The sequence below is a fragment of the Mucilaginibacter lappiensis genome, assembly GCF_050433765.1.
GTDB classification, from domain to species: Bacteria; Bacteroidota; Bacteroidia; order Sphingobacteriales; family Sphingobacteriaceae; genus Mucilaginibacter; species Mucilaginibacter lappiensis_A.
The window spans coordinates 482959-509613 of record NZ_JBNPWP010000003.1 but is presented as its reverse complement, the minus strand read 5'-3'; the positions used below and the strand labels follow the sequence as shown (position 1 = coordinate 509613).

13 protein-coding genes are annotated in these 26655 nt (G+C 41.6%); 1 reads left to right on the top strand and 12 read right to left on the bottom strand.

Annotated features, from left to right (window positions below; translation table 11 throughout):
- Positions 1-109: 109 nt before the first annotated feature.
- From M2273_RS12240 to M2273_RS12200, 9 genes are all read right to left on the bottom strand, one after another.
- Entirely contained in the window at positions 110-2914 is a 2805-nt protein-coding gene (locus tag M2273_RS12240) for a M14 family metallopeptidase (protein WP_429397134.1), read from the bottom strand.
- 48 nt (positions 2915-2962) lie between these two features.
- Complete coding sequence (locus tag M2273_RS12235; RefSeq protein ID WP_429397132.1) at positions 2963-4408, bottom strand: amidohydrolase; 1446 nt, start codon at positions 4406-4408, stop codon at positions 2963-2965.
- 50 nt (positions 4409-4458) lie between these two features.
- Complete coding sequence (locus M2273_RS12230; RefSeq protein ID WP_429397130.1) at positions 4459-7233, bottom strand: M14 family metallopeptidase; 2775 nt, start codon at positions 7231-7233, stop codon at positions 4459-4461.
- Between the two features lie 37 nt (positions 7234-7270).
- Positions 7271-8608: a M20/M25/M40 family metallo-hydrolase gene (locus M2273_RS12225; protein WP_429397128.1), complete on the bottom strand. Its 1338-nt coding sequence runs from the start codon at positions 8606-8608 to the stop codon at positions 7271-7273.
- A gap of 75 nt (positions 8609-8683) precedes the next feature.
- A complete protein-coding gene (locus M2273_RS12220) occupies positions 8684-9304 on the bottom strand; it encodes a hypothetical protein (RefSeq protein WP_429397126.1) in 621 nt (206 codons plus the stop codon).
- Between the two features lie 67 nt (positions 9305-9371).
- A complete protein-coding gene (locus M2273_RS12215) occupies positions 9372-10970 on the bottom strand; it encodes a SusD/RagB family nutrient-binding outer membrane lipoprotein (RefSeq protein ID WP_429397124.1) in 1599 nt (532 codons plus the stop codon).
- A 36-nt stretch (positions 10971-11006) separates the two neighbouring features.
- Positions 11007-14546, bottom strand: coding sequence for a SusC/RagA family TonB-linked outer membrane protein (locus M2273_RS12210; protein WP_429397122.1), 3540 nt, complete (start codon positions 14544-14546; stop codon positions 11007-11009).
- A 273-nt stretch (positions 14547-14819) separates the two neighbouring features.
- On the bottom strand, positions 14820-15803 hold the full coding sequence (locus M2273_RS12205; RefSeq protein WP_429397120.1) for a FecR family protein: 984 nt from the start codon (positions 15801-15803) through the stop codon (positions 14820-14822).
- Between the two features lie 173 nt (positions 15804-15976).
- Positions 15977-16459, bottom strand: a complete 483-nt coding sequence (locus M2273_RS12200) for an RNA polymerase sigma-70 factor (RefSeq protein WP_429397504.1) — start codon at positions 16457-16459, stop codon at positions 15977-15979.
- A gap of 597 nt (positions 16460-17056) precedes the next feature.
- On the opposite strand from M2273_RS12200, the gene M2273_RS12195 reads away from it, so the two are divergent.
- The gene (locus M2273_RS12195) at positions 17057-20719 is read left to right on the top strand and encodes a CheR family methyltransferase (protein WP_429397118.1); all 3663 of its coding nucleotides are present in this window, start codon (positions 17057-17059) and stop codon (positions 20717-20719) included.
- 81 nt (positions 20720-20800) lie between these two features.
- Here M2273_RS12195 and M2273_RS12190 read toward each other — a convergent pair whose 3' ends face one another.
- From M2273_RS12190 to M2273_RS12180, 3 genes are all read right to left on the bottom strand, one after another.
- Positions 20801-23200 (bottom strand): ABC transporter permease, encoded by a 2400-nt coding sequence (locus tag M2273_RS12190; RefSeq protein ID WP_429397116.1) that lies wholly within the window; start codon positions 23198-23200, stop codon positions 20801-20803.
- Positions 23201-23269: 69 nt separating this feature from the next.
- On the bottom strand, positions 23270-25651 hold the full coding sequence (locus M2273_RS12185) for an ABC transporter permease (protein ID WP_429397114.1): 2382 nt from the start codon (positions 25649-25651) through the stop codon (positions 23270-23272).
- 357 nt (positions 25652-26008) lie between these two features.
- Positions 26009-26386 carry an RNA recognition motif domain-containing protein gene (locus tag M2273_RS12180; RefSeq protein ID WP_429397112.1) on the bottom strand — a complete coding sequence of 126 codons (378 nt, stop codon included), beginning with the start codon at positions 26384-26386 and terminating at the stop codon, positions 26009-26011.
- Between the last annotated feature and the right edge of the window lie 269 nt (positions 26387-26655).

Here is a 26655-nt window from a genome sequence, read left to right as displayed (position 1 = left end):
TTACCTGCCTTGGCAAAACATTTCAAATTAAAACTATACCTCATAAAAAACCCGGCCACTACGGGCCGGGCTTCAAACTAAAAAAACAAATCAAAGGGTATTACTAAATTTATTTGCTGGTGGAATATAGCTGGTTAAAAAGCAATTTAAAGGTACCATGTGATTGTGCACGGAAGGTTATTTCGGGACCGAAAGCATATAACTCGCCTTTGCCAACCGGGGCTACAAATGCGGCTACACCATCTTTTAAATAAGCCTGGCCCCATGCCCAACCACTTCTGAGAGGTTTATCTGTTGCAAACCATGCAATTGGCTTTATACCTTTTTCAGCAGCACCGCTATCCAATTTAAAAACCTGGCTATTATCAAAATCAATATCGGCAACATTGGTCATGCCCCATGCAGCCGGTACAGTTGGATCTACACTTACGCTCAGCACGCTACCGGGTACATAGTATTTTGTCCCTGGCAATGGCCTGTCTTCATTTTTACTGTTCTTTTCAACAAGCGCGTTATGAACCGGCAAGCCAAGATGATAAGCCAGGTTTGTACTGCTGCCTATTGTAACTACCGATCCTCCATCTTCCAGGAAGGTTTTAAGCTGAGGTATCGATTTTTCGGCAGTTATTTTACCCAACCTGTTCCTGAACTCTGTTGGTATTTCTTCTGGTTTAGGCTCTATATTGCCAAATAAGCTTGCCCTGTTTACCCTTTCTCCGCCAACCGGAGGGATCCCTCTCGTTACAAATATGATCACATCATATTTGCTATGCAGGTTACCGGCATCAACATCACCGGGATAAATAACACTATACGGAAAATGATACTGCTCCAAAAGCCAGCGGAGCCAGCCAGAAGGTATGGAACCACCATACATATCCCACAGTGCAATCTTCATAGACGAGATCTTTATCGCATCAGCAGGTTTCTGGTCAGTTCCTGTAACTTTAACCCCCAAATTAGCTCCGGCCTTTTCCAGTACTGATTTTGCGTTGGCACCTGCCGGGATAAAGAATGTTCCTGTTTCTGACATACCAGAAGCTCCTTTTGGTAGGCGGTAAACTTCAACACCAGCTTTAAGCAGTTCATTAACCGCAATAAAGGAATTATTTACCTGCGAGCTTAACAAGTAGCCGGCACCTGCAGTAGCCGCAACAGTTTGTTTTGCGGGCGATTGAATTTCGCCATAAGGGATGCGTTGAAATGGTCCGTTAAAATCATCAAGGATACGGTCAAACTTAACACCCATTTGGAAAGCGAGTGTCCAGCCGGCAGCATCATAAGGTTTAATTGGCGGACCTCCAGGATAAAGAAAATCATTTGGATGATCCTGTGGTTCAAACATATCTAATACATGCGGACGAAATGCCTGGTTGGTTTTCACGATATAAGAACCAGCCGGATAGTTTTTCCCGGCTACCGTAAAACCGGCGGTTGCCTTATTGATCTGGATACCTGCTTTGATCAACGCGTTAATGAACTTTGTTGCTGTAGGAAAATCTGGCTGATCGGCAGGAATAATATAACCTCTTGGATCGCGCAGTTCAGGGTTTTTCAGCACGGCATCGTAGTATTTGATCGGGATATTATTTCCTCTTGTGCTCCAGCCCATCGGGTCGTCGGGGTTACCTCCGCCGGCAGTGCCCGCGTCAGATTTGTCGGTGCCTTTTTGATCGTTCTTATAAGCCTGCGTGATCGCGTCTGATCGTTTAGGCGATAGCGTCCAATTATCTTTATTACCACGATTAATGGCGTTTTTACCCATCCTGTAAATATTAAAAAGAACCTCATCATGCTGCCGGGCGGCATAATCAAGCACTGCATAGTTCAGGGATACAGAGTAATCTATCGACTGGCGAAAATGCCAAACATCCTGTGGTAAAACCGGGTTTGGAGTGGCGCCGTTTGGAATAAGACGTTGCGGCACAACCGGGATTTTTTCGGGCGTAGGATTACCAATGATCTCCGTTAATAAGCCTATCATATTGTGGAACTGCGTGGTGGTACGCAAACCGCCGTTATACCAGGTAGAAAAACTTGAGCCGGTTAAGCGTGTATATCCCGGTTTGTTCTCGGTATTTAGCCTGCTGTACATTGCCGCGCCAAGCGCGTCTATCCCCGTGATCATTAAAGGATCAAATACATAATTGAACGGATCGCGGTAAGGCGGCCCTGCCAGTACGGAACCCTCTGGTCCTCTTTGATGATGATTGTACATAATTTGAGGGAACCACTCCAGGAACAACTGATGGTTCATGTTGGTGCTTTCTTTAGTGTTCATCATGTAAAAATCCCGGTTATTATCATGCCCTATGTATTTCTCATACAAGCGCGGGATGTTGAGATTTCGCTTTTTAGGATCACTTTCCTGCATGTACCAGTTTGATACTAATTCCATTCCGTCAGGGTTGGCGTGAGTCATCAGGATGATCACATTATCCAGGATCCGCATGGTTTCCGGATCTTTGCGGCTTATCAACTGATACATGGTCTCGATCAATTGATGCGCCCCAACGACTTCCGTAGCATGTAAACCACCATCTATCCAAACAACAGCTTTACCTTTGGCCGCCATGGCAAGCGCCTGCTGCTCCGAAACACCTTCGGCATGGGCAAGTTTTTGCGAGATCTCTTTATATTTATTCAGGTTCTTAATGTTCGCGGGCGACGATACGATCATCATATATTGGTGACGTCCTTCTTCGGTGAGGCCAATATCAACCAGCTTAGTACGGTTGGATGCCGCGGCTAACTTTTTAAAGTATTCTGCAGATTTGGTATAGTTGGTTAACTTGTAATCATCCCCAATATTAAAGCCAAAAAAGCTTTTTGGCGAGGGTATGGTTTGTGCTGCTGCAATAGAAGCCCACAGGCATAACAATGCAACGAGAGCATAACAATTTTTAATTTTCATAAGATAAGTTTTAGTTGTATAGCATGGTAATTATTCATTTTAAATAAATCATTTACGATAGTCTAATGCCGGTTTCCTATTACCAAGCATGGCATCATACTTAAAATCCGCGCCTCTTTTATCAGCCAGTTCTATATTAGCTTTCTTCACCAGTTCCGGGTTTTTAAACAGGTCATACGCCGAAAGAGCCAGGGTTTTAGCAGCCACCATCATTCCTTTGGTACCAATGCTACTACCCGAAGCTGCCACATTTTGCCAGCTATGGCCTGATGAACCGGGTACAAATGTTGCTGCAATAAAACCAGCCGTAGGAACAGTCCAGCTTACATCGCCCACATCCGAAGAAGCACCACCCGCTTCGGTTGAAACGCTAAAAGGTTTAATTTTTTCGGTTTCTGCTAAAGGAATGGTTTTGCTGCTGCCCGTTAAGGTGGCCTGTATTTTTTCGGCAAACTGTTTTTCTGATTCGGTATATGTAAATCCTTTTACAAGCCGCAGATTATTATCCATCACTTTGGATAAAGTTAAGTTTGGCAGCATATTATATACACCGCCAATCACTTCATAATCCATCCGGGTGCCGGTGCCCAAAGCCGCGCCCTCTGCTGCTTTTACTACCCGTTCCCAGATCTCTTTAACGGTTTGCATTTCAGGGTTCCGTACATAATAATAAACCTCAGCAAAAGCAGGCACCACATTAGGCGCTTCTCCGCCACGCGTAATTACGTAATGGATTCGTGTAGCTGAAGGGATATGCTCACGCATCATGTTCACCATATTGTCCATTGCCTCAACGGCATCCAATGCCGACCGCCCTTTTTCGGGTGCTCCCGACGCATGTGAAGCAACCCCGTAAAATCTGAACTTAGCATTTTTATTAGCAAGCCAGGGTTCAATGGCGGCTGAGTTTTCATTACCCGGATGCCAGTGCAGCACAGCGTTTACATCATTAAAAAGTCCAGCCCTTACCATGTACACTTTACCTGATCCACCCTCTTCTGCAGGGCAGCCGTATAAACGGATAGTTCCTTTTGTGCCTGAATTTTTAAGCCAGTCTTTAACCGCGATAGCTGCCGCCACTGATGCGGTACCGAATAAATTATGGCCGCAACCATGACCGGCTGCACCACTGATCAATGCTTTTTGCTCGGGTTGGTCTATGTTGGATAAACCGGGCAATGCATCAAACTCTGCCAGAATACCAATAACAGGTTCGCCGCTTCCATAAGAAGCCACAAATGCCGTAGGAATTTCAGCAACACCCGCTTTTACATCAAAACCGGCATTTTTTAGTTGATCCTGAAGTAAAGCGGAACTTTTTACTTCCTGATAACCTGGCTCTGCGTAACCCCATATCTGATGGGCAATGTTAGCATATGCTGCTTCCTTACCCTGTATGGAAGCTATGATCTTTTCTTTCTCCGCGTTTTTCTGTGCAGAGGCTATAAGCGCAATGCCCGAGAAAAAACTAAGTAATATGATTCTTTTAATCATGAAAAATCGTTTTGATATTTTGTTAAATCATCAATATAATTTTGCTCGCATTACTTACTGGAATACAACTGGTTAAACAATAACCGAAATGTACTTTGCGCCTGACCACGAAAAGTAATCTCGGGACCAAAAGCATACAGTTTACCAGCACCTACCGGGGCCACAAAAGCAGCAACGCCATCTTTTAAATAAGCCTGCCCCCATGCCCAACCGCTATGCAATGGTTTATCGGTATCAAACCAGGCCAGACGTTTTACACCTTTTGCCGCAGCATCATCATCCAATTTAAATACCGGGCTCCTGTCAAAATCAACATCATTTTCGGCGGGCATACCATAATTGGCCGGCTCTGCGGTTTCAAAACGGGTGTGCAGTAAACTACCTGGTATGTAATATTTTAATGCCGATATCGGGCGATCCTTTCCATTAGGCCCCTTAGTTACCAAGGCATTATGTACAGGTAAACCTAAATGGTAGGCCAGGTTAGTGCTGGTTCCTATGGTTACTATTGTACCGCCGCCTTCCATGAATTTTTTAAGCTGGGGGATTGATTTTTCAGCTGTGATCTTACCAAGCCACGGGCGGAATTCTGCGACTACAGAATCGGGTTTGGGTTGCCTGTCGGGATATTCGCTGCGTTCGGCCCTGCCAACCGGCGGGATGGCACCGGTAACAAATATGAGCACATCGTATTTTTTCCTCAGATCGCCGGCATCAACTTCCTGCGGATAAATGATCTGATAGTTGTAATGGTATTGTTCCATTAACCAGCGTACCCAGCCAGATGGTATGGAACCGCCATAAGTATTCCAGATTCCAATTCGTGTTGGCGAAATCTTAACAGCGCCCGCCGGGGCTTTTTCTATACCTGAAACTTTAAGGCCAAAGCCCGATGTTTCTTTGGCAAGCACAGTTTTTGCCTGGGCCGAAGCTGGAACATAAAATGTACCGGGTCCGTCACCTGGCTTATCGCTTACACCGTTTGGCAGGCGGTAAACTTTAACACCGGCTTTAAGCAGGTCATTAACTGCTATAAATCCGTTATTGATAGATGGGCTAATCAGGTAACCTGCTTTTGCTGTGGTTGTAAGACTTAACGGCGGAGGCGACTGCAGATCGCCATAAGCTATTTTTTGAAATGGCCCGTCAAAACCTTCTACCATACGGTCAAACTTAACGCCCATTTGAAAAGCTAATGTCCAGCCGGCGGCATCGTAAGGTTTTATTGGCGGGCCACCCTCATATTGAAAATCGTTAGGGTGATCCTGCGGCTCAAACATATCGATCACATGCGGACGGAAAGCCTGATCTGTTTTAACAATATAGGAACCCGTAGGATAGCTTTTGCCTGCTACTGTAAAATCTGAAGTAGCTTTTTCTATCTGGATGCCCGATAAAAGCAGGGAATTAATAAATTTCACTGCAGTTGGGAAATCAGTTTGATCAGCCGGGATAATATACCCACGTGCATCGCGGTTCTTAGGATCCTTTAATACCTGATCATAGTATTTGGCCGGAATATCGCCTTCCTTGCCAAAAGCAAACTCGCCCGATTGATTGGTACTGCTATCCTTTTTTGCTGGCTTTTTCTCGTTCTTATAAGCCATTTTTATGGAATCAATGAATTTTGGATAAAACGTCCAGTGATCACCGTTACCCCGCTCAATGGAGTTTTTACCCATGCGGTAAATGTTGTACAACAATTCGCTGCGGTAACGGGCCGCATAATCCAACACGGCATAGTTTAGGGAAACTGAATAATCAATTGATTGACGGAAATGCCATTTTTGAGGAACTATTGGATTGGGGGTTGCACCGTTCGGAATTAAGCGTTCCGGAACCAAAGCAACAGTCTCCGGAGTTGGGTTTCCTATAATTTCGGTTAGCAAACCTACCATGTTATGAAAATATGGCGTAGTACGCAGGCCGCCATTCCACCAGGTAGAAAACTGGGAACCCGCACGTTGTGTATAACCGGGTTTCCCCTCCACATTCAGCCGGTTATTCATGGCGGCGCCAACAGCATCAATACTGGTTACAATCAGCGGGTCAAACACATAGTTAAACGGATCGCGGTAAGGAGGCCCAGCCAATACTGAACCTGCCGGGCCACGTTGGTGGTGGTTATACATGATCTGTGGTATCCATTCTACAAACAGCTGGCGGCTGATGTTCTGGCTTTCCTTCATATTCATCATGTAAAAATCCCGGTTATTGTCATGCCCAACATATTTTTGCCATAAACGGGGCACATTGGTATTACGTTTTTTAGGATCTTTTTCGCCCATGTACCAGTTTGATACCAGCTCCTGCCCATCAGGATTGGCATGTGCCAGCAGGATAATATCGTTCTTTAAAATATTCTGCGTTTCCTCGTCATTGCGGTTCACCAGTTGCCACATGGTTTCAATCAGCTGATGTGCGCCAACCACTTCGGTGGCATGTAGGCCGCCATCAATCCATATTACTGATTTCCCTTCGGCTGCAAGGCTTTTGGCTTGCTCATCTGTAAGACCATCCGCGTGGGCCAGTTTTTGGGAAATATCTTTATAATGATCAAGCTTTTTTAAATTTTCAGGAGAGGAAACGATGAGCATATATTGGTGCCGCCCCTCTTCGGTCATACCAATATCTACCAACCGGGTACGATCAGAAGCAGCCAGTTTCTTAAAATACGCTTCCGTTTGCGTATAATTTGCCAGCTGATAATCATCCCCAATATTAAAACCAAAGTGCTCCTTTGGTGAAGGAACTGTTTGCGCCTGAGATACCGCCGCGTAAAAAAGCATGGGTAAAAGAAGCATCCGGTTAAGTTTTCTTATCATGATCTATTGTTTAATAATGTTTAGTTTTTAGTTTGAATTATTTTGACACGCCAGCCTCAGTCAGCAACAATAACAATGCACGTTGCGTGGCTATATAAGCCTTTTTATCATCAAGCCACCATTCGCCCAAAGCATGGGCACCGCCCGATTTACCACCACTGCCAATTGTTACCGCCGGGATACCTTTTGAAATAGGGATATTTGAATTGGTCGAGCCTACCCCTAAACTGGGCGATGCCTGTAAAAAGCTGGCTGTAGCAATAGCACGCTGCACAAACGGAATGCTGGGATCTTCCATTCCCGAAGGGCGCTCGCCAATTAATTTTACATCAACTGTAAGGTTAGGCCCCAAACGTTTCATTTGGTTTTCTTCTGCAAGAGCCTTCTGAACGGCATCCTGAAGCATTTTATCTATCCCTGCCAGGCGCTCCGGACTTTCGGACCGCATATCAACTTCCATCCATGATTCAAAAGGAATGGAGTTAACAGAAGTACCACCGCCAATAACACCCACATTATAGGTAACCCGTACCCCTTTTTCACGTGTAAACTTATCTGCATCCAATACCCAGTAATGAATAGCACGGGCTAACGCGTTATGCGGATTAGCCAATCCAAATGCTCCTGATGAATGACCACCCAAACCTTTATAGGTAATACGGTAACGATGTGAACCCAAGCCACGGTGCACTATCCTATCTAAACTTGTACCATCTATGGCGATATAGGAGTCAATTTTAGCCGGCCGCGATTCGCTGAACAGGTTTTTCACACCGCGTAGGTCGCCTTGCCCCTCTTCCCCTACCGCGCCTACAAACAACATATCCGCATCCGTTTTTATATCAGCCTTTTTCACCGCCTTAAGTACCGTGAGTACTACGGCAAGCGCCCTGGTATCGTCAGATATACCGGGAGCATATAAAGTATCGCCTTTATGAACCACTTTAACATCGGTTCCTTCGGGAAAAACGGTATCCATGTGCCCTTCCAGCGCAACTGTTTTTTTACCCTTTCGGCCTTTAACTTTACCTATTACATTCCCTGCTGTATCAATCCACACAGAATCTGCTCCGGCAGCCTTTAGCATTTCGGCAAATTTTTTAGCCCTCACCGTTTCTTTATATGGTGGCGCGGGTATTTCGGTAAGTAGTATATGATCTTCCAGTGTTTGCGGCTGCAGGTCAACAATGGTTTGCAGCGCTTTTTTTACGGGCGATTTTCCGGCTATGGTACTTACCTCCTGGCTATACTGCTTGCCGGCAATAACTATTTTTTTTACTTCCGGGGCTTCTTCCTGGGCGTATAATTTGGGCGCAGCTCCTGCTATCAATAAAAACATTGCTGCCTTTATCGTACTTTTTTTGATAATGCTCATGCTATATTTTTTACAGATTGAATTTCAATTTACCCGTAACTGCAACGGCTACGGGTTTAAAATATTTATACCTGGTTACTGGCTTTTAAACCTTGCACCGGTACGGCAATCACCGGGTTCACCACGTGCTTCATCAACAATGTTATTAAAGAAGGTAACTATCCGGCTACCATCATTCAGGTTAAGTATAAACTTGAATAAAAAGTAATCATTTACCTTAACATCACTCAGGGCAATTCCATTTATGCTTGCCAATTGAGCTGCTGTGAACGTATATGTTTTAGGGAACTCTGTAACCGTATCAAACAACTTATCGTTTGCGCCAACAATGCTGGGTAGCGGGAACTGGGCAATATTGGGATACTGGTTCCCCGGATAAGATATGACGATAGGATAAGCAGGTACACTTGCTTCGGCCCTGTTAAAACTGCTGTATACTTCAATGGATTTTACACCGCTTGTTCCCAGGGCTTCCCAGTTTAATGCGAATGAAAATTGTTCGGCTGCAAGATTTGGGTCCTTCAGGTTAAAAAAGGCCACTTTAGCAGCTTGCCGGGTTGGTAATGCCGATTTTGTGGTATCAATTTTAACCGTAGGGATGGCAGTATAAGTGTAGTCCTCCCATTCGTAATGAACTTTCTTACAGGCAACTAATCCCAGCAAGATCAACGACATGGCCAGTAGGAGATTTTTCATATATGTTTTAGTTTGGTAATACTTCATGTTTATTTAGTTAGGTTCAATAAATTATAAGTCAACCATGTTATTTATCCCAAAAAACAGGCGTTATCTGCTGTGCTACCTGAAGCTGGCTACCATTAGCGCTAAAAAAGGTATTGGCAGACAGTTCTGTTTGCGAGTAGTAAAGCCGGAGCGGAAATACATTTAACGGAGACAACAGCGGACGCAAAACCGGCAGGCCAGTTCGTCTGTAATCATTATACCCTTCCATACCATTGCCGTAATCAGCAATATATTTTTGTGTCATAACCAGGTTTAGCTTTCCACTGTTATCCGCGGCATCATATTGCTCAAGCAGCCTGTTTACAAAACCCGTTATGGCTGACCCGGATAATGTGGCGCCGCCATTTGTTGCCGCATAACTACTTACGCTATTTAAATTTGCGGTAACGCCATCACTAAAATTCTGGCGGGCATCATCACCTGTAGCTAAGGTCAATGCGGCTTCGGCCCTGATAAATTTAACCATCGCGTTAGTGATCAATGGCATGATCCCTGCACCTGTACCATCTGTAACGGCTACCACTTTTGCCGCGCCGGTAGCGCCGGTGTTGGTGAGGTAAAGGTTTGTTAACGGCAGGTTATTAATAGGGGTGTTATCGTATAATCCCCCAGCCGGATAGATCCCAAAAACTGATCTGCGGGATTGATCGGCCGGAGCAGCTGTACCATCGCCCGGGTTACGCCCGTAATAGCCATTACTATTGGTTGAGTTATTTAAGCCGGCAGTTGCATTTTGCCTGAAGATAAAATAACGCAAGCGCGGATCATCGCCATTAAATAACAGGTCCATCCATGATTGGCTTGCATAAAAAGTTTTACCAGCCTGGTAATCGGCACGGTGCCATGGATGACGGTTGTTTGGGTTTTGGTTGGATCCGAATTTAAAAGTAAAGTCAAGACTATTACTGTTAATTAAAGGTGCCCCGCCGCTTATCAAACCCTTAATAGCTGTAGCCGATCTGGCAGGATCAACCAAACGGATCTGGTTATATAACTTTAGCTTTAATGAATTAGCCATACTGATCCATGAGCTTTTAGTGCCTGTATAAAACACATCTGAAGTTGTCGGAACCAGCGATACTGCTGTTATTTTATTTGCATCGGCAATGCCCTCATCTATTAAAACCAGTAGCTTTTCATAAATGTCTGCTCCTTTATCTAAACCGGGACTGGCGTTTGCCTGACCTTTTTCTGCCGATAAGTAAGGAATATCGCCCCACATATCAACCATTAAGCTGTACAGATAGGCCTTTTCAAATTTAGCAATGGCAACATACCCCCACTGCTGCTGTGTTGTTCCGTTACCAATAACCAATTCCAGATCATTCAGGGTTTGACTGTAAAAGCCATCCCAGGAATTGCTGAAATCTGTTCCCTGCTGCTGAAAACGACTTTGGCCGGTAGAGAATACTGTTTGCTGTACAAAGGTTGATGTACCACTGTTAAGCTGGTACATATTACCTACCAGAGATATCTGGGTAGATGGTAACAAAAGTGCTAACTGTGCAGTTGTAGGATTATTGGGATCGGCGTTTATATCTACAAATTTTTTGCAGGAACTGCTCACCAGCAAAATCCCTGTTAGCAGTAAAATGTATCTTTTATTTCTGAGTTTCATAAAAATACCTAGTTTAAATACGTTTAATTTTAATGCTTAAAAGCTGACTCTGAGGTTAATACCAAATCTTTTAGTTGTAGGAACAGCAAGGTTATCATACCCCTGCGAATTGCCCACACCCAATGAACTTACTTCAGGATCAAAATTTGTGTATTTAGGAAAGTTTGGCGCATAGTACCAAAGATTCCGCCCGCTCACAGAAATAGACGCCGAGCCGAATGGTGTTCCTTTTAATAGATTTTTTGGTAACTGATAAGAAAAAGATACCTCCCTGAGACGAAATACGGTAGCATCAAATATGGAACCTTCATCCACACCTCCGGGCCCTAAACCACCACTGAAGAAATAATCCTCATAAGATATAGCAACATTATTAGGGATCTCTTTACCGTTAGCATCACGTAATGGCTGTAAAGTTGATGCATTACCCAGTACTCCGGGTGATACAATTGCAATTTCCCGGTGTTCTGTATCTTTAGTAACACCGCGCGCCATCATTTGCCCAACGGTATTGGAGTAAATTTCACCACCTTTCTTCCAGTCAAACAAAATACCTAAGGAAAAATTCTTAAAAGTAAAGTTGTTGGTAATACCCAATATAAAATCGGGATTAGGATTACCAATAGCTTGTAATGAACCTGAAATAAGTGGCTTCCCGGTATTAGGATCAATCAGGATATTACCTGTATCATCGCGTGCATAAGCCGTTCCATATATTAAACCATAAGGCCGGCCTACAATATGTACGCTGCTTGTGCCACTGGCTCCCCCGAAAACAAATTGCTTGTAACCGCCCAGATCATTAATAACGTTACGATTGCGGGTAAATACAGTTGATACATCCCAGTTAAAACCTTTGGGCGAACGGAAGGGTGAAAAATTAAGCCCTACTTCAACACCTTTATTGGTGGCCCTACCCAAATTCAATATCTGTGTGGTAAAGCCTGATGAAGGCGCCGCGGTTACTTCAAATATTTGCGACGTGCTTTTTTTGCTGTAGTAAGTAAAATCTAAACCAATACGGTTATCAAAAAACTGCAGCTCGGTACCTACTTCAAGCTCGGTAATAAATTCGGGCTTTAAATTATCGTTGGTAAGCAAATTTGCCAGGGTAACCGAATTGTAGGTACTGCCACCAGCAGGTGTAAAGGGTGTACCTATAGAACCGATACCTGAAGATGCTCCTAAAGGTGAATTGATCAGGTAAAACTCGGCCGTCTGGTAGGCGGAAGCCTCATTTCCTACGCGGGTATAACCTGCTCTTATTTTACCAAAATTCAGAATGTTATCAGGTATTTTTAATGCCCTGGTAAATATGAGCGATCCATTGGCGCCGCCATAAAAATAACTCCTGTTATTTGCCGGCAAGGTAGATGATATATCATTACGGCCAACAAGGTTTAACGAAGCGTAGTTTTTATAATCTAAGGTAATGTCCGTAAAAAACGCGTAAAACCGTTGCTCCAAAATGTTGCGGTTATTTACCAGCTGAACCGGGGTTACCGAACTTGTATTGGTGATGGTATTCAGATCTGCAACTATCATTCCGTCGCCATAAAAGGCCTTACGGTTTGTTTCGCGCTGGTTAATGTTGTTACCTAAAATCCATTTTAATGTCAGGTTGTTGTTAATCGCTTTATTAACGGTAACCAAGAAGGTATTATCAAGCTCCTGGCGATAAATATCATCAGTAGTTATACTTCCGTTAGGGTATGAAGAAGACCCTTTACCTCTTACATTTACTCTCCTGTCTGTATAAGCGTTAAAGCCCGCGGTATTTTGAATATTTAACCAGGGCAGCGGATCAAATCCGAGTACCAGGTTTCCGTAATACCTGTCAACATTACTGGTAGAGACACTGTGTTTAACAGACCAGTAAGGATTGTCGACTCCTGTATAATCATATACATTGGTACCATCAATTGGGTTTTCGAAAGGGTAATGTGTAAGATCATAACTGGTAGGCGTATACATTAACGCCGACATGATAGAGCCTGTAGAACCCCCGATAGGCGGAGTTTTTTGATCGGTGGTTACGTAGTTAATAGAACCGCTTGCATAAAATTTGTTTTCAAGCTTTATGTTGCCACCTATGTTGATAGATGTACGGTTAATTTCGTTATTAGGTACCACACCGGTGTTGGTGGTTCTGGATACACCGGCAGTAAAATTTCCCTTTTCGCTGCCCGAAGATATATTAACCGCATTTTCATATACACTTCCTGTTTGAAAAAAGTTTTTTACATTTTCTTTAGCGTATGATTTATAGGGTACCTGGATAGGTGTAATTCCATCAGCCTCATAAAACTGCGGGAATACCGCTGAGCTGAATTGCCTGGTTAGCTGAGCCGGAACTGTTGACCGCGTTGGCAAAATGCTTGGAATACCTTCAAAAGGTTGCCCCCACGATGCATAAACCCCTTGCCTGTAGTCGTTATTGGTACCCTGCCCATAGCTTGTTTGATAATCAGGCAAACCGGATACATTTTCAAACGCGTATGATGTGCTGTAAGTAATTTCTGTTCCTTTACGGCTTTGTTTTTTCCCGGATTTGGTAGTTATAATAACAGCCCCGTTAGCAGCTCTTGAACCGTATAAGGCAGCTGCTGCAGCACCTTTTAATACAGTCATGCTTTGGATGTTATTAGGATCAAGGTCAAATGCCCGGTTGGTAACACCCGATGCGCCAACACTGGTTGCACCTACGTTTGTAAAGCTGGAGTTATCAAACGGAACACCATCAACAACAAATAAGGGTTGATTATTGCCGTTTAGGGATGAGTTACCACGGATAGTGATATTGGTACCCCCACCGGCAACCCCGCCTGATGACTGAATATTAACACCGGCAACTTTGCCCGTTAATGCCCTTAGGGGATCGGGCTCTGATTTTTGAGCCAGCTTGTCGGCATTTACTGTACTTACAGAATAGCCTAATGATGATTTTTCACGCCTGATACCGGCAGCGGTTACCACTACCTCATTAAGCGTTTTTGAGTTTTGAGTAAGCTGAACATTAATAACAGTCGATTCGCCAACTGTTACTTCCTGCGTATCAAAACTGATATAGGTAAAAACCAAAATGCTGGCACTATTAGGAACATTTATTTTAAAGTTCCCATCTATATCGGTAACGGTACCTACTTTTGTACCTTTAACCATAATGCTAACGCCGGGCAATGTAGTGCCGTCGGCTTTTACCGTGACCTTACCCGTAACAATATGATCCTGGATGTTTGCTATCCAGTTGCTACTATCCTTAACCGTATTATCTGAAACTAAACCGTAATTTTTTTTTAAGATGATATACCCACTATGTTCATTTACGCTATAGTCAATATCCAGTTTAATCAGGATCTTATTCAATACCTCGCTTAGTTTTTCCTGACTGACATTAACACTTACCTTGCTTTTGAGCGGAATTATGCTTGAACTGTAAACAAATTTCACCTCAACTTTATTCTTAATATTATTCAAAGCCTCTTCCAGGGTAACATTTTTCAAGTTGATTGAAAGCCTTTTATTTAAAATACCCTGTGCATAGTCAGGGTTAGCGAATGCAACGCCTGAGATCATGATTACAGTAATGAATTGTAAAATTGATATTCGCATTAGCTTAATTAAAAGAACCTTTTTCTTTTCCTTACATTTTTGCATACATTTGTTTGTTTTGTTGATTTTTGAATAGAATGAGACAAAAAAATCCCTTACCCACAGCAATGGGTTATCTTACTAATTTTAAGACCTGGGAAAATTTAGAGCAGAGGTGGCTTCAACATCTCTGCTTTTTTTTGAAGAGAGTTTTTATTTAATCATACGCCTTTCTTTAGTTTAATTTAATTAGTTATTCTATTTAGTTAAGTTGAGTTTATCAGTTACGGTTACAGACCGCTCGTTTATTTTATAATCAAGATTAAGCGCCTCACATATCATATTCATGGTGTTCACTAATGATTGGTCAGTGAAATCGGCTGTTATGCGAATGTTGCTTAATTTTGAATTTTCACGATTGATCTTTATTTCGAATTTTTTTTCGACCCGCTGTAAAACATCGGCAACCGTTGCATCATTAAAAAACATTTCATACTCTGTACCCCTTGTAAGTGAGGCAACCTCCAACACGGGATGAGCCTCTTGCATAATTGTTTTTTTCGATTCAGAAAATACGGCCTTCTGATGCGGGTGCAGGGTAATAGCTGCAGCATTTGCTGAGCTTAAGAAAACCCTTCCTGTTAAAACATTCACCTCTATTTTATTATGGGTATGCTTAATATTAAAGCTTGTACCTAATACACGTGTGGTTAAGCCACCGCAATGAATAATAAAGGGATGGGCAGCGTCTTTTGCAACCTCAAAAAGGGCTTCACCTTCCAGATCAACATTGCGCAAATTTCCCTTGAATTTTACAGGGTAAGTCAATTTACTGTTCCCCTTCAGCCAAACAATACTACCGTCTGAAAGAATACTTTTAGTAATGTGCCCGGTTGAATTAGAAACAGAAGTATATTGATGTATATTAAAGAGTTCTTTAAGCTGGTTGCTAAAAGCAAATACCAAAATCCCCATTAAAACTATACACGAAGCAATTTTTAACCACGGCCTCATACTAATAATAAAGAACGAGCTTTCCCCGCTTTTTGCAGGCATTATCCTGTTCATTAATTCATCGTAAGTTTTTTTCTGAGAATCATCCCGTTCCAAATCTGTTAAAGCGCCAAACGCCTGCTCATCATTGATGTACCTGAGCCACTCCTCCACTTTGAATTTTTCCTCTATACTTAACTGATCTTTTAAATACAGGTCAATTAATTTTTCAAACTCTTTATCTTGCATCCATGTTTACTGCAATTTATTGCAGCGTTCTATATGTAAGTAAACTCAGCAACACAAAACACCTACGCATATTTAAGATTTTTTTATAAAAAATTAACATTGACCACAAAATATGCAATCAAAACATAAAATAATTGTTAAAACAACATAAATTATGAAAATAGAAGCGATAATTACATCAAAAAATCACCCAATGAAGAACGCAGATACTTTAATGCCTTGGTTAATTGATTTTCGACCGTTTTGTGCGAAATATTAAGCAGATCTGCAATGTTTTTTATAGACTTATGCTCGTCACGGCTTAATCTATAAATTTGCTGGCATTTTTCGGGGAGTTTGGATACCTCGTTTTCAACCTTGGTTTTTAAATCAGAGAAATAAATATTTTCTTCATTTGAATTATCGAAGAAAATTTTTTCAAAAGAGGTATAACTGGCTGCATAATCCTTCTTTACTTTTTCAGACTTGATATAATTCAAGGTTTGAAATTTAATGGCTGTAAACAAATAAGCTTTAAGGGAATGGGTTATGTTTAATTCGCCACGCTTATTCCATAATGAAAAAAAGGTTTCCTGCACTATTTCCTCACAAACAACTTTATTTCTTAAAATATTATAGGCATAACCGTAAAGTGAAGACCAGTACATTTGATATATTTCCTCAAATGCAGCGATATTTCCTTTCTTTAAATGAAAAAGGACACTTTCCTCACCATATTTAAGTACTTTTTTGATAAATTTTTATATTTAGTTAAAATTTACGTTAAATATAAAAATTATAGTCAATAAAAATTGTATTTATAACAATTTTACTAACATCAATCACAAATTTTACAATTTAAAATCCCGTACAATCAAAAAAACCGAGTTTTAATTTTAAATAAATGTTGATAACATATATAATATCAAAAAAACCGCCAGCAAAATCAAGCATTACAGGAAAATTCACCCAATTTTATCGAATGCACCGATCATATTTATTCACTTTAGGCAATTAATCTTAACGTTATTTTGTTGATCTCTATACCATTTCACTACCCTCGATTACGCACCAGCTTACAGGATTTATCCCCGCTGATCACAGCAATTATATAATTTAACTATAATTAAAAACAAAAGTTAAATTAGTTACTTTAGCAATATATCTTATTGGCTTACTTTTAAGCCAAGCCAAATTACTTGCATTATTTATCCACTAATTATTCCGAATTTTCCAATCAGTTTTTATCATGGAATTAAGCTATATCTATTTTAATGAAAAAAGTTGTTAAAGAAAATAATTCTGCTTTACAGTTTCCGGTTGTGGGTATTGGTGCTTCTGCGGGCGGGTTAGATGCCGTTCGCTCGTTTTTAAAGGCATTACCTGCCAAATCAGGCATGACCTTTGTTTTTATTCAGCATTTAAGCCCGCAACATGAAAGTATTTTACCAGAGTTATTACAAAAGGTGGCGCCATTTCCGGTTCAGCAGATCACCGATAATATACACTTAGAGCAGGATCACCTGTACATTATACCCCAAAATAAGGTAGTGACCGCAATAGACGGTGTACTTAAACTGGCACCTTTGGATAAGAACCATAAAAAGGGAAATACGATAGACCTTTTCTTTTCTTCATTAGGGATGGTGCATCAAAGTTATGCAGTAGGTATCGTTTTATCGGGCGCCTTAAGTGACGGAACACTTGGCCTGCAGGTTATCAAGTCATACGGTGGTTTAACGTTTGCCCAGGACGAAGGGTCAGCAGCGTTTGATAGTATGCCTAAAAGCGCCGTTAAAGCCGGTGTGGTTGATTTTGTTTTGCCCCCCGAAAAAATCGCTGAACATTTGATTGCCATTAATCATCCCTTTCATACAGATTATACATCGTCAGAAATAACTGCTACCATCCCTGAGCAGGATAACGAGGTTTTTAAACAAATACTAACCGTGCTTCGTGTACGCCGCGGGGTCGATTTTACTTATTATAAACAAAGCACATTAAAGCGCCGCATCATTAGGCGCATGGCCTTGAACAAAATTGAAAAGCCTGCTGATTATCTTAGTTTCCTTCGCGAAAACAAGAGCGAGCAGGATGCCTTATATAATGACATGCTTATCTCTGTTACTAACTTCTTTCGCGATACCCTAAGCTTTGAAGTTTTGTGCAGTACCATATTTCCAGAATTGCTTCGCAAAAAAGCTGATAAGGAATCACTAAGGATCTGGATAGCCGGATGTGCTACCGGCGAAGAAGCTTATTCTATGGCTATATGTTTACAGGAGCAGCTTGGTGATAAAGCCGCGGCCATGAAGATCCAGATATTTGCTACTGATATTTCTGAAACCGCCATTTCCAAAGCCCGTAGTGGTATTTACAGAGCTTCTGAATTACAAGGTGTTTCCGCATCCAGGCTGCAGCAATTTTTCATTAAACAGGATGGCACCTACCAGGTAAGTAAAACCATTCGTGATATGTGCGTATTTGCTCATCATAATCTGCTTAAAGACCCTCCATTCTCCAAAATCGATCTGGTTAGCTGCCGTAATGTTTTGATCTACCTGGAACCGGTTTTGCAGAAAAGGGCCTTAACCACATTTCATTATGCTTTAAATGAAAGCGGATACCTCATGCTGGGTAAGTCAGAAACCATTGGGACAAATACCGATATTTTTACAACCTATAACAGTACCGAAAAAATATATACCAGGAAAGGTCCGTTAGGCCGGTTTATGGCTGTAAGCTCTCCGGGCAGGGAGCAAACTTTCAGGGAAATTGATAAAAATGTTCAAAAGGAGAGCGCGGATAAAGACATTTTCAAGATGGCTGACGAAGTTATGCTTGCCAGTTTTATGCCGCCAGCCGTTTTGATCAATGAAAAATTTGATATTATCCAGTTCAAGGGTTCAACAGAAACATGGCTTGTTCACCCGGTGGGCAAGCCAAGCTTTAACCTGTTAAAAATGGCCCGTGAAGGCTTGTCATTTGAGTTGCGCAATATCCTTCACCTTGCAAAAAAAACAAATTTGCCGGCCCGTAAATTCGCGGTCTTTTTTAAACTAAATGGGTTACAGCATTTTGTTAACATACAGGCCGTGCCGCTTAAAGATACCATTGAACCTTATTTCCTTGTTGTTTTTCAAAATGCTTCATCAACCGGTGTTCAGCATGTAACCGATGAGATCAATCCGGCCAGGGAAAGTGTATCATATGATGAAAACGACCTGCGTATTGAACAACTGGAAAAAGAACTGATCCAGGCCCGTGCAGATATGCGCGCGATAACCGAGGAGCAGGAAACCTCCAATGAAGAACTGCAAAGTGCAAATGAAGAGCTGCTTTCAGGAAGCGAGGAGTTACAAAGCCTGAATGAGGAACTGGAAACTTCAAAAGAAGAATTACAGAGTACAAATGAAGAGATCATGATAGTCAATAAGGAATTATTAGACAGGAACGATCAATTGAATAATGCACGCCTTTATACAGAAGGCATCGTAAAAACCATTCGTGATCCCTTGCTCATTCTTGACCATGACCTGCGCGTAAAAAGGGCCACCAGCGGGTTTTATCAAAAATTCAAGCTGACTGAGAAAGAAACTGAAGGATCATATATATATGAGCTTGCTGATCATCAATGGGATATCCCCGGGTTACGGATATTGCTGGAAAATATACTGCCAGCAAAAAAGGAAATGGAAGATTTTGAAGTGGAACAGATATTTCCAGTAATAGGAAAAAGATCAATGTATCTGAATGCAAGGCAAATTGACAATATAAATGGGGAACAACTCATATTACTTGCTATAGAAGATATTACTGACAAGCGGAAAATAGAACAAGGCTTAGCCGAGGTAGAACGTTTATTAAATGAAAGCAAGGAAAGATTAAAATTTGCTGTTGACTCCGCAGGGTTAGGCACCTGGGATTACGCCCCACAGACCAGAGAACTTGTATTGGATAAAAGGTGCAGGGAAATATTTGGATTGTTACCCTCCGACCCTATCACTATAGATGTGTTTTTAGAAAAGATTCATCCGGATGACCATACCCGCGTTGAAAACAATATTCGCGAAACCCTGCATGGCATTAATTCCGGAGAGTTTGATATAGAATTCCGCACAATAGCTATCTCCGAAAAAAACAAATGGCTTAAAGCAAAAGGCCGGGCCTATTTTAATGAGCATGGGGTCGCCATTCGCTTTATAGGCACCTTACTTGAAATTACGGTGCAAAAATTGATTGATGAAGCTACCCGTGAACTATTAAGTAAAAAGGATGAATTTATTAGTATAGCAAGCCATGAACTAAAAACACCCGTTACCAGTCTTAAAGCAGTACTGCAAATTTTGGAGCGTACTACTTTAGATAAGGAAGGAATGAAATCCGTTCATGTTTTTGTGCAAAAAGCAAATAAACAGGTAGATAAACTTACCGAACTAATCAAAGACCTGTTGGATGTTACCAAGATACAGGCGGGCAAGTTAGAATTAAGAAAAACTAAATTTATACTTACCGAATTAATAGAAGAATGCCTGGAAGGGTTAAAAAGCACAGCACAACAACATCAGATCCTTTTACAAGGAGAAGCTACTGTTGAAATTTTTGCCGATAGGAACCGTTTGGAGCAGGTACTGGTAAACCTGATCTCCAATGCTATTAAATATTCGCCAGAAAGTGATAAAGTGATCATTACGGTAGAGAAACTGGCCGAAGGTGTAAAAATCGCGATTACAGATTTTGGGATAGGGATTCCACAAGATAAAATACCATTATTGTTTGACAGGTTTTACCGGGTTGATGAAAACTCCCAAAGATACGCGGGCCTGGGTCTTGGCTTATTTATATCCTCTGAGATTGTTAAACAGCATCAAGGACATATTTATGTAGAAAGTAAAGAAGGAAAGGGATCAACTTTTTGGTTTACGATACCCAATTAAACTCCCGTAATAAACTAACAAAGCCCGGCAGAATTGCCGGGCTTTGTCTTTACTGATCACTCATTTATAGCTTTGGGCTTTTCATTCCATTTTTAAACTATTCACCGGGTTGGCCAAAGCAGCCTTAACGCTTTGGTAACTAACCGTTAATAAGGTGATCAAAACAGCTCCCAGGGCAGTCAATGCAAATATCCACCAGGCTATTTCGGCACGGTACTCGTAATTTTGCAGCCATTGATGCATCAAATAATAAGCAATGGGTATTGCTATTATTAATGAAATAATAACAAGTGCTACAAAATCTTTTGATAGCATACGCCACAGGTTAAACACCGATGCCCCTAATACCTTACGTATACCGATCTCTTTGATGCGTTGCTCGGCCATGAACGAGGCCATTCCAAACAAACCCAAACAGCTAATGAAAATAGCCAGGCCTGCAAAAAAGCTTGCCAATTTGCCTATCCGTTCTTCATTATCAAATTTTTTGGCATACTCCTCGTCAGTAAAACGGTAATAAAAAGGGGAACTGGGGTCATACTTTTTAAATATGGCCTTGATCTTGTTTAACGCATCATGAGCACTTACCGAGGGGGCAATTTTAATATTGATGTTTGACAGGTTCTGCCAGCTCGGCAAATAAAAGAGCGTTTGTTTATCGGCTTCATACGCTGAGCGGTTTACCATATCTTTTACCACACCAATAATTTTATATTTCCCGTTACCAATCCATTCAACAGTTTCACCTATCGGGTGTTTCAGTCCCATGAATTTTACGGCTGCTTCGTTAACAATAAAACCTGAAGAATCTGATAAGTAGGCAGGGTTAAAATCCCTCCCCTCCTTTATTTGCCAGCCTACGGTTTTTCCAAAATCGGAGGTAACAGCCATGCTATTAAATTGCTCCTGTAAGCTGGGATCCTTACCCCTCCATTTAAAACCACCGTTTGAAATGTATACCGCCGTAACCGGACTTTCTGATTGGGCCACATTGACTACTGCACCGCTGGTAAGCAAGTCATTTCTTAAAGCCTGGTAATGTTTATTAATATCATTAATTTGCAGGCTTACGTTAAGCAAATTTTCACGGCTATAGCCAACCGGGCGGTTTTTGGCATATTGTATTTGCTTAAAAACCACAATAGTGCCTATGATTAGCACTGCCGAAACAGTAAATTGCATTACCACCAGCACCTTACGCGGGATGGCCGCCAAACGGCCTACCCTGAAAGTACCTTTTAATACTTTTACCGGCTTAAAGGATGATAAATACAACGCCGGGTAACTGCCCGCTATAAGACCGGTGAACAGGCTAAAACTAATGCCCAGGAGCCAGAACAGGGGATTACTCCATAAAATAGAGACATTTTTATTAGCAAGATGGTTAAATCCGGGTAAGCACAATTGCACTAAAAGCAGCGCCAAAAAGAATGCGAGAACAGCAATTAACAATGATTCACTGTAAAACTGCGCAATAAGCTGCCCCCTGACAGAGCCAATAGCCTTACGGATCCCAACCTCTTTGGCCCGTTTTTCAGAACGGGCAGTGCTCAGGTTCATGAAATTGATACAAGCCAGCAGCAGCACAAACAAGCCAATAATTCCAAAAAGATATACGTACTGAATGCGCCCACCTGTATTAATGCCATTTTTAAACTCACCATATAAATACCAGCGGCTCATAGGCTGAAGGAAAAGCTTAGCATTGTAACGGGCATCAGCGTTGTTCTTGCTGCGGAGTGCATCAAGCTTTACATTCTTAATTTTAGCCGAAACATTACTCATATCAGCGTTATCAACAATCTGTACAAATGTTTGAAACCAACTGGCACCCCATGGATTATTAAACTTGGTAGCATAATGTTCGCTTATAGCAAGCATTTGCCAGGGTGCTATAAAAGTAAGATCGCCAAATGAAGAATTTATGGGCAGGTCTTGGTATATGCCGGTGACTTTGGCATTTAATTTTTTATCAATTTTTATCAGTTTATTTATAGGATTGGCATTGCCGAAAATTGCCTGGGCTGTTGATTGGGAAAGTAATATAGATGTGGGGTCATTTAAGCTAACGGCGCTTCCCTTCAGCATTTTCAGGGATAACATATCTGTAATGGCGGGCTCCATAAAGTTGCCGTTTTGCGTAATGTTTTTTTCTCCGTAGGTTAAAATATGACTACCTGTCCCCGATGTTATAATAACATGTTTAAAGCTGCTGCCATAGTTATCGCGCAGGGCCGGAGCTAATGGCAAAGCCGACCCTCCAGAGGTTTGTATTTCTTTGTTAACCAGCGAGTTGTCCATTACTTTGGCAATACGGTCCCGGTTTTTGAAGCCAGTATCAAAAGACATTTCGTCCCAGATCCATAAACCAATCAGCATCGCAACAGCCATACCTACTGCAAGGCCACCGATATTGATAAAGGAAGAAGCCTTGTTTTTAATAAGATTTCTCCAGGCGATTTTCAGATAGTTTTTTATCATGATATTTAAATATTAAAACCTAAAAACTAATCCTAAAAGCTAAAAACTTGCCGTTTTGATCCTTTCAGTTTATTCGCTTCTTAAACTCTTAACCGGGTTGGCCAAAGCCGCTTTGATACTCTGGTAGCTTACCGTAAGCAAGGTAATAACGATGGCGCCTGCTGCCGTTACCGCAAATATCCACCAGGAAAGCCCGGTACGATAGGTGTAGTGCTGCAGCCAGCCATGCATAAAATAGTAAGCAACAGGTACCGCAATGAACAACGCGATAATTACCAGTGTTACAAAATCTTTTGTCATGAGACGCCACAAATTAAAGATAGTTGCACCCAATACTTTGCGTACACCAATTTCTTTAAACCGTTGCTCGGCCATAAATGATGCCATGCCAAACAGGCCAAGACAGCTAATAAAAATTGCAAGACCAGCAAATGAACTTGCCAGTTTGCCAATGCGCTCTTCAGTGGCGAATTTTTTCGCGTATTCGTCATCAGCAAACTTGTATGAAAATGGAACGGAGGGGGAATAGGTTTTGCAAACTGCTTCAATTTTACTAAGCGCCTCATGCGCGCTTATATTGGGGTTGATCTTGATCAATACATCATCGAACGAATCGCGACGGATATAAAAAACGGTTTGTTTAACAGGCTCAAACGGCGATTCCATCACCATATCTTTTACTATACCGATCACAGTTAAGCCTCTTTTTCCGATCTTAACCGTTTCTCCAACCGGATTTTTAAGCCCCATGTACTTCACAGCAGTTTCATTCAATACAATTGCCAGTGAATCAGCAATAGATGTGCTTAAAAAATCCCGGCCATCCATAAATTTCCATCCCACAGTTTTTCCATATCCTGAGGTTACTCCGATATAGCCAAAAAAGGATGTCAGGGATGGATCTTTTCCATTCCAGTTAATATCGCCCCTGTTATTGTTTACCCCGGTTGTTGAGCTTGATGATTCTGCCACTTCTGTTATTGCCCCTGATTTTAGCAGATCGTCTCTTAGCGCATTGAAATGCTTGTGAAGGTCATCATTTGTAACCTCAATACTCAGCAAACCATCCCGGCTATATCCTACCGGACGATTTTGGGCAAATTGTATTTGCTTAAAAACAATGATGGTGCCGATAATTAAAATAACCGACACGGTGAACTGTACCACTACCAGCACTTTACGCGGAATGGCTGCAAAACGCCCCGCTTTGAAAGTGCCCTTCAATACTTTCACCGGTTTAAATGATGACAGGTACAAAGCCGGATAAAGCCCGGCAATAATGCCTGTAAATAAGGTAAAACCTATGCTGGCCACCCAAAATAGTGGGTTATTCCATAAAATAGTTAGGTTTTTACTGGCCACATTATTAAACCAGGGCAGTGCAAGCCATACCAATAACAGCGATAGGGTAAATGAGAGTGCAGCAATCAACAGCGACTCACAAAAGAACTGACCAACCAATTGTCCTCTTAATGAACCAACGGCTTTACGTATACCTACTTCTTTAGCTCTTTTTTCGCTGCGGGCAGTACTCAGGTTCATAAAGTTGATGCAGGCCAGCAATAACACAAATGTTCCTATAATACCAAATAACCATACATACTGAATAGCACCACCGGTATTAACCCCATTCTTAAATTCAGAATACAAATGCCATTTGCTCATAGGTTGCAGGAATATTACCGGTTTAAACTTGGTGTCTTCCTTACTCATGTTGTTCAGTTTAATGTCTTTTATTTTTTCTGAAACTCTGGTCATATCTGCATGATCAGCTATTTGCACGTACATCAGCAAGGAGTTATCGCCCCAATCGGTTAATGATCTTTCGTTTCCGGGAGAAGTGATGTAATATTCCCAGGGGCCTATAAATGTGGCATCTTGCAAAGTAGTGTTACGCGGCAGATCTTCATACACCCCGGAAATGTTAAAGGATGCTTTATTATCAAGGCTCACAATTTTGTTTATAGGATCAGTATCTCCAAACAGTGCTTTGGCTACTGATTGTGAAATTAGTATGGAAGAGGGGCCTTTAAGTCCGTTACGGGTACCTCTCAGCATCCTCAATGTAAACAATTCCGGGCCCTCGGCGCCCATAAAAGTTCCGGGGTAGGATATCTTTTTATCACCAACAATTAAAATATGTTTGTCAGTAAAGGATACCATCACAATATGTTTAAAATCGCTCCCGTAACTTTTGCGCATTTCTGCATCCAGCGGCAGCGAAATAGTTTCACCGGTGTTTACAGCACCATTAAAAGTTATCTGTTGCATTACCTGGGCAATACGATCATAATTTTGGTGGTATTTGTTGAAAGACAATTCATCCCAGATCCATAAACCAATCAGCATGGCAACAGCCATACCCACGGCAAGGCCGCCAATGTTAATGAAGGAACTAGCCTTGTTTCTGATAAGATTTCTCCATGCAATTTTTAAATAGTTCTTGATCATTGATTGTTATTTAAAACGTGGTACGGTTATAATAGAAATAGTATAAATACATTTCTGAAAACAATTTATTCAAAAGAAAAATTAGGTTTTTCAATTAGAGTGCCACAGCATAAATAATTGACTTACAAACTCTTATGAAACAATATAAAATTAAATTGTTCGCTTTTGATACAAGTGCTGTTCGGAATTGGATCGGTTCAGATAATGATCAAAAAATAAAGCCGTTATGATAAGGCCGGATCACAATTGTTCCAGATGGTTCGGGGCCATTATGCGTGTTTTCTCCGGGAGCTGGAGTTTCCCGGCTGTAGTGCTTATTATTAATGTAAAAAACAGAGGCTGTTTATCCGGGCAGACTTAAACCGCCCTCCTCGGGCGTTTCTTCTTAACTTCAGGGGCATTACCTGATGGCTCAACTTTTTTATAGCTGGTTTCAGGGGCATACGATTTAGGTTTAGGTGCCGGGGTATATGCCTTTTCGGCGGGCACACGCTTATCTACAGCCACCCTTACACTGATCTGACGTCCATCAATCTCAGCACCATCCATTGCCGCAATAGCACGGTCTGCTCCCGCCTGATCTGTCATCATAATAAAGCCATAACCCAGGCTTTTACCAGTGAACTTATCAGTAATGATAGTGATCGTGTGCACTGTTCCATAGGCGCTGAACAATTCTACGAGTTCAATCTCTTCCATATCACGCGGGAAGCCCACGATAAATAACTTGATCATAATTAATACCTCTAAAAATAGATATATGTGCAAATATAAATAACAAGTGGCAAAACTACTTCCAACATGAAGATTTAAAATGATCTTCGCCTATTTTTTTTAATAAAAACTTCATTAAGCGGCAGGAGAAACCTCACAGATAGACAATAGTCTATGTTCTTCAACCCCTTCTTCCCTTTTCCTCCTCCCCGCACGTGTTTAATATGTTAAGTCAATATGATTGAATAGATGGTCAATTCAGCATCTTAATTCAGTATTTGTTTATATAA

What these genes read in the sequence shown, in the direction of transcription:
- M2273_RS12240 (WP_429397134.1), bottom strand. Translation starts at nt 2,914, where the DNA reads ATGAAAATTAAAAATTGTTATGCTCTCGTTGCATTGTTATGCCTGTGG.
- M2273_RS12235 (WP_429397132.1), bottom strand. Translation starts at nt 4,408, where the DNA reads ATGATTAAAAGAATCATATTACTTAGTTTTTTCTCGGGCATTGCGCTT.
- M2273_RS12230 (WP_429397130.1), bottom strand. Translation starts at nt 7,233, where the DNA reads ATGATAAGAAAACTTAACCGGATGCTTCTTTTACCCATGCTTTTTTAC.
- M2273_RS12225 (WP_429397128.1), bottom strand. Translation starts at nt 8,608, where the DNA reads ATGAGCATTATCAAAAAAAGTACGATAAAGGCAGCAATGTTTTTATTG.
- M2273_RS12220 (WP_429397126.1), bottom strand. Translation starts at nt 9,304, where the DNA reads ATGAAAAATCTCCTACTGGCCATGTCGTTGATCTTGCTGGGATTAGTT.
- M2273_RS12215 (WP_429397124.1), bottom strand. Translation starts at nt 10,970, where the DNA reads ATGAAACTCAGAAATAAAAGATACATTTTACTGCTAACAGGGATTTTG.
- M2273_RS12210 (WP_429397122.1), bottom strand. Translation starts at nt 14,546, where the DNA reads ATGATCTCAGGCGTTGCATTCGCTAACCCTGACTATGCACAGGGTATT.
- M2273_RS12205 (WP_429397120.1), bottom strand. Translation starts at nt 15,803, where the DNA reads ATGCAAGATAAAGAGTTTGAAAAATTAATTGACCTGTATTTAAAAGAT.
- M2273_RS12195 (WP_429397118.1), top strand. Translation starts at nt 17,057, where the DNA reads ATGAAAAAAGTTGTTAAAGAAAATAATTCTGCTTTACAGTTTCCGGTT.
- M2273_RS12190 (WP_429397116.1), bottom strand. Translation starts at nt 23,200, where the DNA reads ATGATAAAAAACTATCTGAAAATCGCCTGGAGAAATCTTATTAAAAAC.
- M2273_RS12185 (WP_429397114.1), bottom strand. Translation starts at nt 25,651, where the DNA reads ATGATCAAGAACTATTTAAAAATTGCATGGAGAAATCTTATCAGAAAC.
- M2273_RS12180 (WP_429397112.1), bottom strand. Translation starts at nt 26,386, where the DNA reads ATGATCAAGTTATTTATCGTGGGCTTCCCGCGTGATATGGAAGAGATT.